This is a genomic window from Thalassospira indica, from assembly GCF_003403095.1.
GTDB classification, from domain to species: domain Bacteria; phylum Pseudomonadota; class Alphaproteobacteria; order Rhodospirillales; family Thalassospiraceae; genus Thalassospira; species Thalassospira indica.
In genome coordinates this window covers 1,439,567-1,453,900 of sequence record NZ_CP031555.1, presented here as the reverse complement: position 1 = coordinate 1,453,900, position 14,334 = coordinate 1,439,567, and the positions used below count along the sequence as shown (strand labels likewise).

Here is a 14,334-nt window from a genome sequence, read left to right as displayed (position 1 = left end):
TATAGGTTTCGTCTTAAGATCACGAGCGACGTAAAGACAGATGATTTCAGCTGGTCAAACCATAGCCAACCCGAATGGGGGCGGTTTGGGCGTTATCCTGAATGTTCGGGAAATCGCGCAAACTGCTGATGGGCGTGTTTTGGCCGAGTATGAGGCCATTGAAGTCCAGCGTCAGGGCGGAAATGCGTCATCTGTTTCGCCATATGCCATTGCTGGCACCGGCTCAGACGGTGCACGCACACAGATTGTTGATCCACGGACCCTGACCGAGGCACAAGCAGTTGCTGGCGGCGTCAGCCGTGCGGAATACCGCGAGGCACGCGAAACCAATTCGGAAAACAGCAACACCGCAAATGGTGCTTCGTCCAATCAGGATCTCGACCCGGCTGAAGAAGCTGTCGTCAATCAGCTGCGAGCCCGAGATTCAGCTGTGCGCCAAGAGGAAAAGGCCCATGCCGCTGCTGCCGGGCCTTATGGCTCTGCGCCGCAATACACATATCAGATTGGTCCGGACGGTAACGCTTATGCCATTGGTGGTCACGTTGATGTAAGCGTATCACTGTCAGGCAGCGTGGAAGACCGTGATCGTGCCCTGGCCACCTTGCAAAATGCGGCGCTGGCACCAAACGCACCATCAGGTGCCGATATGGCAGCCTTCCGCCAGGCAAGCCTGCAAAGAGCAACCAGTGATGGTATTGATACAAACAATACTACCGAAGAATCCGCACGTAACGAGGCGATGTCTAAAAACGGCGCGCATCAGAATATATCAATTTCTGTGTAACTTTTCCTATCGCGGTTCCGTCTGATCCCCTGATATACTATTCGATGCGCGATGAAATACTTATCCTTGAGTTCGGATACCTATTCACTTGGATAGATACTACTATCAAAAACTATCCTGCCGTTTGACAGGGGCACCGTTTTGTTGAATGCTGCGCTCGCGTCCGGGGGGGACGCTTGGATTGAAAATATCAGAATCGCGCGAAACCATATTATTGCAATTGTGGATCGCGTTTCCGAGGTCGCTGTCCCAATTTATTTCAGTGAGCTTTGGACAAGAACAGGTACGGCATAAAAATGAACATCCTGCTAGCAGACGATCACGATCTCGTCAGAGACGGGATCACTTCCTTCCTAAAACTCGCAGCGCCGGAAGTTGAAGTCGCGCAGGCGAAAGACTTCGCAGAAGCACTTGCCGTCGTTGACGGAGAAACCAACGTCGAACTGACCATCCTCGATCTGAACATGCCTGGCATGAATGGATTGTCCGGTTTGACCGTCATGCGCCAGAAACATCCTGAAATTCCGGTGGTTATTCTTTCAGGCTCGGTTAAACGCAGCGACGTTCTGAACGCACTGGAACATGGTGCGTCGGGATATCTGCCCAAGACGCTGTCAGGTAAATCCCTGATCAACGCCCTGCGTTTGATTCTGTCCGGCGAAAAATACATCCCGTCTGCATTGCTCGAAGACGATGGCACGCAGATGCGCCCGGGTGAGATCGACCTTGACGGCCTTGCACCAGACAACCCCTTGCGGCAGTTGACCAACCGCGAGCGCGAAGTTCTGGGCCTTCTGACCAAGGGTCTTTCCAACAAGGAAATCGCCAAACAGCTAACCGTTCGCGAAATTACCGTGAAGGTCCATTTGACCGGTATTTTCAAAAAGCTCGGTGCCGCCAACCGTACACAAGCGGTAAAGATTGCCATGCAATTGGGCTGGGAAGCCTAATCGCTGCCAACTCCAGGCAAACAAATCAGAAAAAGCCCGGCGCAATGCCGGGCTTTTTCTTTATCAACTTAAATCATAAATGCACTTGCAGCCAAAAGACGCCTGCGGAGCAAATTTAAGCCGCGAATACTTCACAAAGCTCATCAAGTGTTGCCAGAAGTTCCTTTAAGTTCAGCGGCTTTGACATCACCGTCACCGGTGCATCTGGTCCGTCTTCATCCTCAACCGGTCGGTCAGCGTCGCCCGGGTGACCGGTCATAACAATCACTGGCAGTGCAGGATTGCGTTCACGAAGTTCCTTGACCAAGGCGTTGCCATCCATATGTGGCATGCGAATGTCGGTAATCAGGATGTCAGGCAGCACAACACCCGCAATCGCCAACGCATCTTCACCGTTGTTTGCGGCGGAAACGTTAAAGCCCTGTGCTTCAAGATATCCCGAGATGATTTCCATGGCATCAAGTTCGTCATCGACGACAAGCACGCGAATTTTCCCGCGTGCTTCGGCATTCGGCGGCACCTTGGTCAGCCAGCCAACCTCCTGACCTGCGTCAGAATGATGATCCACCTTCGCTGCGTCGACATCCGCAAGCGGCAGAGTGATTTCAAAGCAGGCCCCGTCACCCTCATTTCGCACATCAATTCGGCCGCCCATGGCCTCGACAATGCCAAAACTGACCGACAGCCCAAGTCCGGTTCCCTTGCCAACATCCTTGGTCGTAAAGAACGGATGAAACAGCAAGTCAATGGCGGCTTCCGGAACACCCCCGCCATTGTCGTTGACAGCCAGTTTCAATGACTTCCGCGCTTCGTCAACCATTGCGCTGACACGGATCAAACCTCCGATACTGCCGGCGTCATCACCGCTTTCGTTGATGGCATCGCGCGCGTTGCTCAGCATATTGACCAGAACCTGTTCCAACTGAACCTGTCGGCCATTGACGAAGCAGCGCTGCCGGGGGGCGACGACATCAATTGCAATGCCCGACAACCGGCAATCATGTTCGACCATGTCCACAGCACGCTCAACGGCTTTCATGACATCGAACGGCGCAAAATCATCGTCGTCCGGACGGCTATATATCTGAAGATGCTTGATGATTTCGGACATGCGCTCTGTCTGGGAACTGATGAGCGCCAGTCTTTCGCGCTGAAAGGCCGGTTTCACGGCATCCAGATCATATTGCAAGGCGCAGGTATCTGCGGCCATCCGGATGACGTTTAGCGGCTGGTTCATTTCGTGGGCAACGGATGCTGCCATTTCGCCAAGCGTTGCCAGTTTGGACGTTTGAACCAGTTGACGTTCAACTTTGCGTTTGTCGGTAACATCTTCTGCCAGCATCAGCATGGCTGGCGCCCCCTCGTGGGTGAAGGCAATCGCCGAGACTTCCAGCTCGACATTTTCGCCTTCCGGGCGTTGGCAGATGATTGTGAAATCCGCACGCCCCGGATACCCGTTTCGATAGCGCGAAATATATTCTTCAAGCGTTTCGCGGCTTGAAGGATGCACCATTTCCATGAAGGATCGCCCGACCAGCTTATCACTGTCACGCGCACCCAAAATGCTGACGCCCTGCTGGTTCATATAGACGATCTCTTCACCACTCAGGACAGAGATCAGTTCTGGCGCCAGCTCGACCAGTTTGCGGTAACGCTCCTCACTTTCCTTCAGCGCGCGTTCGGCCCGCGAGCGCTCAATCGCATACCTGATGGAACGCCGGATTGTACGACCATCGGGAAATTCCTTGGTCAAATAGTCCTCGGCGCCATGTTGAAGGGCTTCGAAAGCAAGTTCCTCGTCCTTGTGGCCGGTCAGAACAACGACAGGCGCGGCATTGGCACAACTACGCACACGGCTGATGGTTTGCACGCCAGATGAGTCCGGCAATGTCAGATCCAGCAAAACAACATCAAACAGTGCCACTGGCCCGTCACCATTTAGCACCGCCATCGCGGATGCAAGATCGCTTCGATGCTCGATGTCAAACGGCTCGCCGGTTTCTTCCAGCAGGGTACGCACAAGAAACGCATCCCCGGGATTATCTTCGACAAGAAGAATTCGGAACCGTTGTTCAGGCATCACGTTCATTTCCAGCTTTCAGAGACACGGGTTTTCGTTCCGTATCGCACGGATCGAAAACCCGTTGAGTCTGCATGGTTTTGCGGGTGCTAGCAATCCTGAACATCAACAAGCAGACGTCCCTGCACCTGCCCTTTGAGGATCTTCTCCCCCCATGGCAAAATATCGGACAGTGCAACTTTCGTTGTTGCAGATTGCAGTTGATCCCTCGGCAGTTCGCGCGCCAGGCGCATCCACGCACGCACGCGTGTCTCATAGGGGCACATGACCGAATCAATCCCGATCAGTTTCACACCGCGCAACAGGAACGGGATAACAGTTCCGGGCAAATCGGGACCACCGGCAAGACCGCAGGCGGCAACAACACCATGATATTTCATCTCGGAAAGAACGTGGGCAAGCGTCGTGCTACCGACACTGTCGATTGCCCCCACCCATCGTTCCGTCAGCAGAGGTTTGCTGGTATCGGTCAGTTCATTGCGATCAATGATCGTACTGGCGCCGAGATCACGGAGATACTGATGCGTTTCGGCGCGTCCCGTCGATGCGGCAACCCGATAGCCAAGCGCAGAAAGTATTGAAACAGCAACAGACCCGACCCCCCCGGCGGCGCCGGTCACAAGAACTTCGCCATCCTGCTTTGTCGTCACCCCCTGCTCTTCCAGTGCCATGACTGCCAGCATTGCGGTAAAGCCCGCCGTGCCGATTGACATTGCCTGCGACGCATCAATTCCGGCGGGCAACGGAACAAGCCAGTCGGCCTTCACCCGTGCAAGCTGGGCATACCCGCCCCAATGGGCTTCACCAACCCGCCAGCCGGTCAGCACAACTTCATCGCCGGGCCTGTACCGATCATCGGTTGATGAAACGACTTCGCCGGAAAAATCGACGCCGGGCACATGGGGATAGGTGCGGACAAGCCGTCCCAATCCGTTCAGGACCATGCCGTCCTTATAATTGAGAGTTGACCATTTGACCCGCACCAGCACTTCTCCTGCGGGCAGGTCATCTGTGGTCAGGTTCTTGAATTCTGCTGTGACACTTTTTTCTTTCTGGTTCAGAACCAGTGCGCGAAATGATTCAGCCATGGGACCCTCCCGATCTGTTTGGATGATCGATCAAGAGTATGGTGCCCACCACCGTGCGTCAAACACGCAGGTTACATCCGACAAGACGGATTGATTAATCAGCCGCGGGAATGCTTGCGGGATCAAGGGAAGTATCCATACCCCCCATCACCGCAACAGCGATGACCACAATCGCCAGAATACCGAGATAGACAAACAAGCGACGCGACCCGGACTGTTTTCCTAGGTCGTCCTGGATGACTTCGCGTTGCACATCGTCAGGCAGGCTTCGAAAGGACAACCATCCCAACAAAGGCACGATCACAAGATCATCCAGCCAGCCAATCCCGACCAAAACATCGGGCAGGAAATCAACAGGACTGACCAGATAGACCAGACCGGTCAGTAAAAGAAGCTTGGATTTCAGTGCCACATCTTTGCGAATTAAAGTGCGCAACAGGTTGGGTGCGATCATCCAGACCGAAGCTTTTCTCAAAGGCAGTTACCCGTTTCAACGATGCAGTGGCGTGACATAGGCAGAGTAAGCAATCCGCATTGCGCGTGCAAACTTTTCACGCTGCTCGGCACTGGTCGCTTGCTCAGGCACATCAACCCCGATTGATCCGCAATCAATCGTACATTTGGCATAGACAGTGGTCGGGAGCTTGAATTCATATGTCGCGCCCAGTGTCGCACTTTCTTTCAAGGGCAGCGCCTTAATCGATTTCGCGTGTAAATCATTCGGCGGTACAGTCATCCATGCCAGCAACAATGCAAAACCAAGAACCGCCAACATCGCCAGTTTATCAAGATACAGCATCACTCATGTCCCAACAGCATATCTGTTAATTGTTATTTGCAATTAAGAAATGCCGGAGCGAGTAATTTGTTCCCGTAAAAGTTAAGACCTCTTAACTTTTTTGAAAACTGGCGAGTGTTTCGAAAACGTCCGGGCAAGGTGCATGCCCGAGAACATTCGCCTGATGCCAAAGCGCATAGAACAGCAAATGCCAACAAGCCGCACCTTCACGTTTGCCCGGAGTGTTGAAAAGTTTTTCCACCCTGTCGGCATCTGCGATCTCGATAATGCCTGCCTGCCGGGCGACCAGCGGCCCCAACTCCTTGCCGCGCGCTGCAATCCATTCTGAAACCGGAACCGTGAAGCCGCGCTTCCTGGCAAACGGCTTTGCCATCGGTAGACAGCGTTCGAGCCAACTGCGCAACAGGAATTTACCAACACCCTTTCTGACCTTGAGACGGTCGGGAAGTTGGTAGGCGAACTCGGCGACAACCGGATCAAGGAACGGTGTCCGCCCTTCAAGGCCGTGCGCCATCAGCATTCGATCAAGCTTGAGCAACAAATCATTGGGTAACCAGTCGGCGCAATCCACGGCCTGAGCAATCGCCAGACGCGACCGTTTCCCGCGGCTTTCGCGACTTTCCGAAGCCGCAATGCCATCGCGCCACCCCTCCAGCACACCGGGCCGCAAGACATCAATCTTGTCAAACGTCCCCTTGGAGCGCATCACACGACCGCCGAGCAAAAAGGGGCGCATGACCGACCGGTACCGACCGTAGCCACCAAAGAGCTCGTCACCGCCCTCGCCCGACAGCACAACCTTGAAATCGCGCGCGGCTTCCTTGGCAAGCTTGTAGGTCGGCAAAATGGCATAATCCGCTGCCGGATCATCCATTCGCGCGGCCACCTCCGGCAATAGCGTCCAGAAGTCATTTTCGGAAAACATCACTTCGATATGGTTTGCGTTGCACGCCTTGGCGACCTCTCGGGAGAGTTCGCGTTCATCATGTACGCTGCTGGCTTCAAACGCCGCAGTATAGGCCGTTACCGGTCTCTCATTAAGCCGGTGCATCATACCAAGTAAGGACGCACTATCGACCCCGCCCGACAGGAACATGGCATAATCGACATCAGATCTTTGATGCAGCCGAACCGACTCCTCGAACACCCGGTCCCACTCATAAAGCGCACTTTCGAGATTATTCCCGGTCGCACCTGCATCACTGAGAACCTGACGACGCCGGCGCTCGACAATCCGTCCGTTTTTCAAAACGATGGTTTCACCGGGCTGCAGTCGTTTGATCCCATCAAGGATCATGTCCGTCCCGGTGGTGAATTGCACCTGAAGCAACTCGGACCGGGCATCCTCGCGTACTTCCCGTCCGACAAGTCCGGCAGCAACCAATGCCTGCGCTTCGGACGCGAATGCGAAATATTCGGGGGTTTCAACGTAGTATATCTGCTTGATACCAAACGGATCGCGACACAGAACAACCTGATTATCGACCACATCATGAATGGCAATTGCATACATGCCACGCAGCTGATCAAACCCACCAATACCATCGCGCGCAAATATGCGAAGTGCGGTTTCGCTGTCTGAATGGGTTCTAAAGCCCTGTTCACCCAGATTTTTTCTGAGCTCGAGATAATTGTAAATCTCACCGTTGGCGATCAAAGCACTACCATTTTCGTGGTAAAGTGGCTGGTCACCAGTATTGAGATCGATAATTGCCAAGCGTGTCTGGATGAAACCGACGGGGCCTTTGATATAGCGCCCGTCAGCATCCCGGCCTCTATGGCTTAACGCCTCCTGCAATCGATCAATTATGCGATGATCAACATTATAGCAGTTCTTTGCGATGTATCCTGCTAGGTCGCCCATATCAGCACCGTGGCTTTATACTCGTTTCGGAACAGCAGTCAGAAGTTTTCCACCTCAAAATCTGGATAAAGATAATTGGACTGAGTAATGGTGTCGTCAGTACCTGAAACGATCGCAACTCTCATTATACCCCCCCGAAAAACACTATTGAACTATCAGTCTTTCTGTTCAAAACGCTTATAAATTTCCTGAATAACTTTCTCAACAGAGAGATCTGTCATCAAACATTTCTGAGATTTCCAATCAATCCCGTCGGCGATGATTTCGTCGTAACTCTTATCAGTGCAAACAAAAGCCGTGTCTAATCCGTACGGTGCATAGTTTTCAGGTCGCGATGGGCCAAACAATCCCAACGTGAATGTGCCCGATGCAGCAGCCATATGCATCAAACCTGAATCATTGCCGATATAGGCGTCGGCTTTTTCCAGACAGGCCTGAACGGTTAACAAGCTCTCGTTTCCAAATATTAGAGTTCTTCTGCTTTCCGGAAGCTCTTCAATCAGGGAAGCAGCTATTTCCCGCTCTGCAGGGGCTCCTAAAACGACAACATGTGCATCGGGAAACAAACCATCTGTAGATGTCAGACGCGCGACCAACTGCTTGAAGTTCTCGATCGGCCACGTTTTCCCTCCCCAGTTCGCAGTAGGACCAATTGCGAGCACTGCTTTTAGGTCATCCGATGGCAATAGACTTTTTGCACGCTCCCTGTGCTCTTTCCCTACCCAGATTTTGGGACAAAGAGGCTTAGTTAAACCGATAAGGCGCGCCATCTGCTGAACACGGTGCAAATCATCATCATTACCCGGCAACACCACCCGCGTCTTGCCCAGCAACACATATGCTGTCGCACTGCCGCGCAGGTCAACGATGATGTCCCACCAGTTCAGGACAACCGATTTCCAGAGTTTCCACCAATGGCCGCCGCGTTTTTGCTTTGGCATTTTGATGATGCGTTCGAGGTTTGGAACACCTTCGAAAATCGGAGCGGCAACCGGGCCGCAGGCGACCGTCACACGGATACCGGGATAGGTTTCGACATAATGGCGCAAAACCGATGTCGAAAGGACCGCATCGCCGAGGCGGTTTGAGGTAATGAACAGCAGGCGCACGGCTTACAGTTTCTCCAACTCGCCAGCGACATGGATCCATTCGCGGCGATCATTGCGTGCGGCTTCGGATTGGCTGGCAAAGAAGAACCGGTCGGTCAGAAGCTGAGACGTGATATTTCCAAACGCGGCCTCGTCCGGAACGATGTAGCCCGTCTTGCCATCCTCAACCCGGCTTTTGGCAATCCCGCCATAGGACACAACTGGCGTTGCAGCGCCCAGTGCATCGACAATCCACTGCCCGACATGATCCGTGCCGTACTTGCCGTGATGCAGGAACGCACGCGCATTGGCAACGGTTTCGGCCATGTCGGCCTCTGGTTTCGGGTGATGGACCCGAACCCCCTTGTCGATGGCCGATCGCACCATATCAAGCAGGTCGCCCGACACGCTGTCATTATCGCCTGCCATGGCGCTAAACAGGTCATAGGCATAGACTTCGAGGATCGCGTTCGGCGCCTTGGGCGCGACATAGGTTTCCCAGATGCGAATGATCTGGGCAATCCCGGTGGAGCTATTGGCGACCGTTACTGCCAGTTCATCACGCGATTCAAATGCCCAGTGCATGTTCGATGCCATGACAAAGGATGTTGTCGCACCCGGTTTGACCACGATCGGCTTTTTGGCAAGGTCGGCATCGAATGCCTTTGCCTGCGCATCATCGGTAAAGATGACCTGAACTTTCTTTTCCTGCAGAACCAGACGCACATCATCGGCATTCAGTCGCGCCGGATCGCCATCGAACCAAAGCGCCACAGTCGCACCCTCGGGCACCGAAGCGTGGCTCAGCAACGCCGGATCACGCCAGACAATCACGGTATTGACCGCATCACCGCCAAAGGGCGGCAGCTCGGCATCAAGCTGTCGCCAGGCAACGCCGTGCATATCCTTGTCAATGCCGCCATTGCGGCGCGCTTCGACCTTGTGACCACGGGCAACAAGGGACTCAGCCAACGCAATGAAAGCGCGCTGGCATGTTCCGAGCGGACGGGCTTCGCGATCCTTGGGATCAAAGCCGATGGAGTGATCAAGCATCAAGATTTTCATGAGTTTGGTTCTATCCGTTCGACGGCGTTTTATGAAGGGTTTTCTTATAGCTTACCCACCCTGCCTCCGCACAGACAGGTCTTGCGAAATTTGTGTGATTGCCCCACATTTCGCCCAAACAATTCCGATTTACCGGAGCCATAAATATCATGAGTGAGACCTTTTACGCCCTTTTGCCGGATCGCGCCGTGATCCGTGTCAGCGGCCCGGACCGGGTCAGCTTTCTGCAAGGGCTGGTATCAAACAATATCGAAACCATTTCGGCCGAGAAATCCGGCTATGGCGCGCTTTTGACGCCACAGGGCAAGTTCCTGTTTGATTTCTTTGTCTATCATCAGGATGAAGACAGTCTGCTGATTGAATGCGAGCGCGGCGAGAATGGCGAGCGTGCGGCCGAACTGTTCAAGAAACTTCGCATATACAAACTGCGCGCCAAGGCCGAACTGACAGATGTCACCGACAGCTACGACGTCATTGCCGTCTTTGGCAAGGATGCGCTTTCCGCCCTGTCGCTGGATGCAACACCCGGTGCGACCGCACATATGGCAGACGGCATCAAGGCGGTTGATCCGCGTCTTGCCGAAATGGGCGCACGTGTTCTTCTGCCGAAAAATGCGCTGACCGAAATGGCGGCCATCGGTGCCGAGGAAAGCGATATCGAAACCTACCACCAGATGCGCGTCTCGCTTGGTATTCCCAATGGTAGCGAGGAACTGGAAATCGAGAAATCCATCCTGCTTGAAAATGGCTTTGAAGAGCTTGGCGGTGTCGATTTCAAGAAGGGCTGCTATATGGGTCAGGAGCTTACCGCCCGGACCAAATATCGCGGTCTTGTGCGCAAACGTCTGTTGCCCGTCAAAATTGACGGCCCGTCACCGGATGCCGGCACGCCGATCATGAATGGCGACAAGGAAGCCGGGATCATTCGATCTGTCCATGGTGACCATGGGCTGGCAATGATCCGGCTTGAGCGGGTTGAGGGCGATGCAGAGCTCAGCGCAGGCGACGCAAAGATCACGGTTTCTATTCCCGATTGGGTTCAGTTGCCGGAAAATGCAGCCTGATATCAGCCACCAAAGTCAAATTTATGTTTCGAACGGGTCCCGCCTTGCGGGGCCCGTTTTCGTTAAAACCTGTTGCAATGCCGCAAAAGCCCCTATGTTAGAAGAAAAGCAAACTCGGGAACTGCGATGAAACTGTGGAACAGGGTCCTTTCCATCCGGGGCTTGATGGCCGCGCTTTGCGTGCTTGCCATGATGCCTGCTATGGCCGTGGCACAGCAAGCTGCCCCGGGCCTCAGTGACGTGCCTGTTTCCGATATGTCGATTGCCGAGGCCGAAAAGGAAATGGCCACAATCACCGAGGCCTATAACCGCAAGGGTCATCAGATCAAACAGATGGCGCTTGGTACGCTGCTTCGATTTTATCCGCAGAAGATCGTACCGTGTGGCGCCATCGTCACCAATGTTCGCGACTGCCTGGACAATCATTGGCCTGATCTAAAGGACTATCCGGGCCACTTTCTTGGACCGAATGAAAAACCGGCACTCCGACCCACAATCGAACAGGCCCGCATGACCGAGGAAAACTACCTCGATGCGGTTGAACGGCTCAACATGTTGCTGCGTGCCGTGCGCTATGAAAGTACGCTTGCACCCGAAGAACGTTATCGTCCGCAGCTTGATGCCTTGATTACGCATCTGACTGAAATGCGCGAGGCGGAGTATCACAACCGCCTTCTTTACGAGAAGCTTTTCAAGATTGGCGGCATCATCTTGCTGCTTCTTGGACTATCGGTTGGCGGAATGCTGGTGATGAAACACCATGCCCAGCGTAACGATCCATCATCACCGTCAGGCAAAAAATAACGGCAACGGGATGCCCGTTGCCGTCGTTATCTTCATTCACAAATCGATTTCAATTGCGGCGATTACTTGCCAAGCACAGCCTGTGCAGCGGCAAGGCGCGCAATCGGCACGCGATACGGGGAGCATGAGACGTAATCCAGTCCTTGTGCCTCGCAAAACGCGATGGATGCCGGATCGCCACCATGTTCACCACAAATGCCAAGCTTGATGTCGCCACGGGTCGCACGACCGCGTTCGGCGGCAATGCTGACCAGTTCGCCAACCCCTTCCTGATCGAGTGATACGAAAGGATCACCGGCAAAAATATCCTTGGAGATATAAGTATCAAGGAAGCGCGATGCGTCATCGCGTGACAGACCAAACGTGGTCTGGGTGAGGTCGTTGGTGCCAAAGCTGAAGAATTCGGCTTCTTCGGCGATTTCACCCGCCCGCAGTGCTGCACGCGGCAATTCGATCATGGTGCCGACCAGATATTTCAGTTTGGCACCTTTTTCGTCTTCGACTTGGGCGGCGATATTGATGATCGCGGCTTTGAGGATTTCGAGTTCCTTCTTGCCGACAATCAGCGGGATCATGATTTCCGGAATGACCGGATCGCCACCGTCTTTGGAAACCTCGATCGCGGCTTCGAAAATGGCGCGGGCCTGCATTTCATAAATTTCCGGATAGCTGATGCCCAAACGACACCCGCGATGACCCAGCATCGGGTTGGCTTCGGCAAGATCAAGCAAGCGGCGCTTGACGATGGCCTCCGACACACCGGCAGCCTTGGCCACATCAGCGATTTCGGCATCACCATGCGGCAGGAATTCATGAAGCGGCGGATCGAGCAAACGAATGGTAACCGGAAGCCCCTTCATGATGCGGAACAGGTCGATAAAGTCCTGACGCTGATAGGGTAGTAGCTTTGCCAGTGCGGCACGACGGCCCTTCTCGGTTTCGGCCAGGATCATTTCGCGCATCGAGACAATGCGTTCCGGATCAAAGAACATGTGTTCTGTACGGCAAAGACCAATGCCCTCTGCCCCGAAACCACGTGCGGTTTCGGCTTCTTCCGGGGTTTCGGCGTTGGTGCGGATTTTAAGGCGACGCAAGGCATCGGCCCATTCCATCAGCTGCGAGAAATCACCCGAAAGATCGGGCTTCAGGGTCGCAACTTCCCCCAGCATGACTTCGCCCGTGGCACCGTCAAGGGTGATGACGTCCCCTTCTTTCAGGGTCACGCCGCCAGACATCATGGTTTTGTTGGCATAATCGATCTTAACCGCACCTGCACCGCAAACACATGGCGTACCCATGCCACGTGCAACCACGGCTGCGTGGCTGGTCATGCCACCGCGTGATGTCAAAATACCCTGGGCGGCGTGCATGCCGGCGATATCTTCGGGGCTGGTTTCGATACGCACCAGTACAACCTTACGGCCTTTGCCCGCCCATTCTTCGGCGGCCTCGGCAGAAAAGACGATCTGGCCGGATGCCGCGCCGGGCGACGCCGGAAGGCCCATACCAACGACCTTGCGATCTGCTTCGGGATCAAGGGTCGGATGCAGCAGCTGATCAAGCTGTGCGGGATCGACGCGTCTGATCGCGTCTTCCTGGGAAATCACGCCATCGCGGCACATTTCAACTGCGATCCGCAATGCGGCCTTCGCCGTGCGTTTACCCGCACGGGTCTGGAGCATGTAAAGCTTACCGGACTCAACGGTGAATTCCATGTCCTGCATGTCACGGTAATGGGATTCAAGCTTCTCGCGGATATCGCAAAGTTCCTTGAAAACGACCGGCATGGCGGCTTCCATCGAAATCAGGTCCGAACCGGATTCCTGTTTTTCAATCTCCGTCAGCGGGGCCGGTGTGCGGATACCGGCAACCACGTCTTCGCCCTGCGCATTGATCAGGTATTCGCCATAGAACCGGTCTTCGCCGGTCGACGGGTTGCGCGAGAAGCAAACGCCAGTAGCACAGTCATCACCCATATTGCCAAAGACCATCGCCTGCACGTTGACCGCCGTGCCCCAGCTGGCCGGGATGTTGTGCAAACGACGATAGGTGTTGGCACGCGCATTCATCCAGCTGCCAAACACGGCACCGATGGCGCCCCACAGCTGTTCGCGCGGATCTTGCGGGAAGGGTTCACCGAGTTCGGTTTTGACTTTTTTCTTGAATGCCTCGACGACTTCGGCCCAATCGTCTGCGCCCATGTCGGTATCAAGGCTGACACCCTTGTCTTCCTTGACGGTCTCAAGGATGTCTTCGAAGTGATAGTGATCAACGCCCAGCACGACGTCGCCATACATCTGAATGAAACGGCGGTAGCTGTCATAGGCAAACCGACGATCGCCCGACACTGTTGCCAAACCTTCAACCGTCTCGTCATTGAGGCCGAGGTTAAGCACCGTGTCCATCATGCCGGGCATGGAGGCCCGGGCGCCGGAACGGACAGAGACAAGAAGCGGGTCCTTGGCATCGCCAAACTTGCGACCAACATGCTTTTCAACAGATGCCAGTGCGGTTTCGACCTCGGCATTCAGACCATCGGGATAGGCGCGGTCATTGTCATAAAATGCCGTGCAGACTTCGGTTGTAATGGTAAAGCCGGGCGGGACAGGAAGTCCGAGATTGCACATCTCGGCAAGGTTGGCCCCCTTGCCGCCCAGAAGTTCACGCATATCCGAACGGCCCTCGGCGCTACCGCCACCGAAACCGTAAACCCATTTGGTCATCTTGCCTTTTCCTCATCTGGTCGAG

General features: G+C 54.4%; 12 protein-coding genes. 4 read left to right on the top strand and 8 right to left on the bottom strand.

Annotation, left to right across the window (positions count from 1 at the left end):
* Positions 1-40: 40 nt before the first annotated feature.
* Together DY252_RS06805 and DY252_RS06800 are read left to right on the top strand one after the other, a co-directional pair.
* Entirely contained in the window at positions 41-784 is a 744-nt protein-coding gene (locus tag DY252_RS06805) for a putative metalloprotease CJM1_0395 family protein (protein WP_064789373.1), read from the top strand.
* 296 nt (positions 785-1,080) lie between these two features.
* A complete protein-coding gene (locus DY252_RS06800) occupies positions 1,081-1,734 on the top strand; it encodes a response regulator (protein WP_008891795.1) in 654 nt (217 codons plus the stop codon).
* A gap of 115 nt (positions 1,735-1,849) precedes the next feature.
* On the opposite strand, the gene DY252_RS06795 is transcribed toward DY252_RS06800, so the two are convergent.
* The 7 genes from DY252_RS06795 to DY252_RS06765 all read right to left on the bottom strand — a co-directional run bounded on the left by DY252_RS06795 (position 1,850) and on the right by DY252_RS06765 (position 9,718).
* Positions 1,850-3,814, bottom strand: coding sequence for a hybrid sensor histidine kinase/response regulator (locus DY252_RS06795; protein WP_064789468.1), 1,965 nt, complete (start codon positions 3,812-3,814; stop codon positions 1,850-1,852).
* An 89-nt stretch (positions 3,815-3,903) separates the two neighbouring features.
* Positions 3,904-4,902, bottom strand: coding sequence for an acrylyl-CoA reductase (NADPH) (acuI, locus tag DY252_RS06790; RefSeq protein WP_064789374.1), 999 nt, complete (start codon positions 4,900-4,902; stop codon positions 3,904-3,906).
* Positions 4,903-4,996: 94 nt separating this feature from the next.
* Positions 4,997-5,377: a YkvA family protein gene (locus DY252_RS06785; protein WP_231959743.1), complete on the bottom strand. Its 381-nt coding sequence runs from the start codon at positions 5,375-5,377 to the stop codon at positions 4,997-4,999.
* Positions 5,378-5,392: 15 nt separating this feature from the next.
* Complete coding sequence (locus tag DY252_RS06780; RefSeq protein WP_064789376.1) at positions 5,393-5,701, bottom strand: hypothetical protein; 309 nt, start codon at positions 5,699-5,701, stop codon at positions 5,393-5,395.
* Between the two features lie 91 nt (positions 5,702-5,792).
* Entirely contained in the window at positions 5,793-7,565 is a 1,773-nt protein-coding gene (gene asnB / locus DY252_RS06775; RefSeq protein WP_064789377.1) for an asparagine synthase (glutamine-hydrolyzing), read from the bottom strand.
* A 155-nt stretch (positions 7,566-7,720) separates the two neighbouring features.
* Positions 7,721-8,674 carry a glycosyltransferase family 9 protein gene (locus DY252_RS06770; RefSeq protein WP_064789378.1) on the bottom strand — a complete coding sequence of 318 codons (954 nt, stop codon included), beginning with the start codon at positions 8,672-8,674 and terminating at the stop codon, positions 7,721-7,723.
* A gap of 3 nt (positions 8,675-8,677) precedes the next feature.
* Positions 8,678-9,718 carry a glycosyltransferase gene (locus DY252_RS06765; protein WP_064789379.1) on the bottom strand — a complete coding sequence of 347 codons (1,041 nt, stop codon included), beginning with the start codon at positions 9,716-9,718 and terminating at the stop codon, positions 8,678-8,680.
* A 149-nt stretch (positions 9,719-9,867) separates the two neighbouring features.
* Between DY252_RS06765 and ygfZ the strand changes: the two genes are divergently transcribed.
* Together ygfZ and DY252_RS06755 are read left to right on the top strand one after the other, a co-directional pair.
* Positions 9,868-10,782 carry a CAF17-like 4Fe-4S cluster assembly/insertion protein YgfZ gene (gene ygfZ / locus DY252_RS06760; protein WP_064789380.1) on the top strand — a complete coding sequence of 305 codons (915 nt, stop codon included), beginning with the start codon at positions 9,868-9,870 and terminating at the stop codon, positions 10,780-10,782.
* Between the two features lie 126 nt (positions 10,783-10,908).
* Positions 10,909-11,586, top strand: a complete 678-nt coding sequence (locus tag DY252_RS06755) for a hypothetical protein (protein WP_064789381.1) — start codon at positions 10,909-10,911, stop codon at positions 11,584-11,586.
* A 62-nt stretch (positions 11,587-11,648) separates the two neighbouring features.
* Here the strand turns inward: DY252_RS06755 and ppdK are convergent, their stop codons facing one another.
* Positions 11,649-14,309: a pyruvate, phosphate dikinase gene (ppdK, locus tag DY252_RS06750; protein WP_064789382.1), complete on the bottom strand. Its 2,661-nt coding sequence runs from the start codon at positions 14,307-14,309 to the stop codon at positions 11,649-11,651.
* Positions 14,310-14,334: the final 25 nt, after the last annotated feature.

What these genes read in the sequence shown, in the direction of transcription:
- DY252_RS06805 (WP_064789373.1), top strand. Translation starts at nt 41, where the DNA reads ATGATTTCAGCTGGTCAAACCATAGCCAACCCGAATGGGGGCGGTTTG.
- DY252_RS06800 (WP_008891795.1), top strand. Translation starts at nt 1,081, where the DNA reads ATGAACATCCTGCTAGCAGACGATCACGATCTCGTCAGAGACGGGATC.
- DY252_RS06795 (WP_064789468.1), bottom strand. Translation starts at nt 3,814, where the DNA reads ATGCCTGAACAACGGTTCCGAATTCTTCTTGTCGAAGATAATCCCGGG.
- acuI (WP_064789374.1), bottom strand. Translation starts at nt 4,902, where the DNA reads ATGGCTGAATCATTTCGCGCACTGGTTCTGAACCAGAAAGAAAAAAGT.
- DY252_RS06780 (WP_064789376.1), bottom strand. Translation starts at nt 5,701, where the DNA reads ATGCTGTATCTTGATAAACTGGCGATGTTGGCGGTTCTTGGTTTTGCA.
- asnB (WP_064789377.1), bottom strand. Translation starts at nt 7,565, where the DNA reads ATGGGCGACCTAGCAGGATACATCGCAAAGAACTGCTATAATGTTGAT.
- DY252_RS06765 (WP_064789379.1), bottom strand. Translation starts at nt 9,718, where the DNA reads ATGAAAATCTTGATGCTTGATCACTCCATCGGCTTTGATCCCAAGGAT.
- ygfZ (WP_064789380.1), top strand. Translation starts at nt 9,868, where the DNA reads ATGAGTGAGACCTTTTACGCCCTTTTGCCGGATCGCGCCGTGATCCGT.
- DY252_RS06755 (WP_064789381.1), top strand. Translation starts at nt 10,909, where the DNA reads ATGAAACTGTGGAACAGGGTCCTTTCCATCCGGGGCTTGATGGCCGCG.
- ppdK (WP_064789382.1), bottom strand. Translation starts at nt 14,309, where the DNA reads ATGACCAAATGGGTTTACGGTTTCGGTGGCGGTAGCGCCGAGGGCCGT.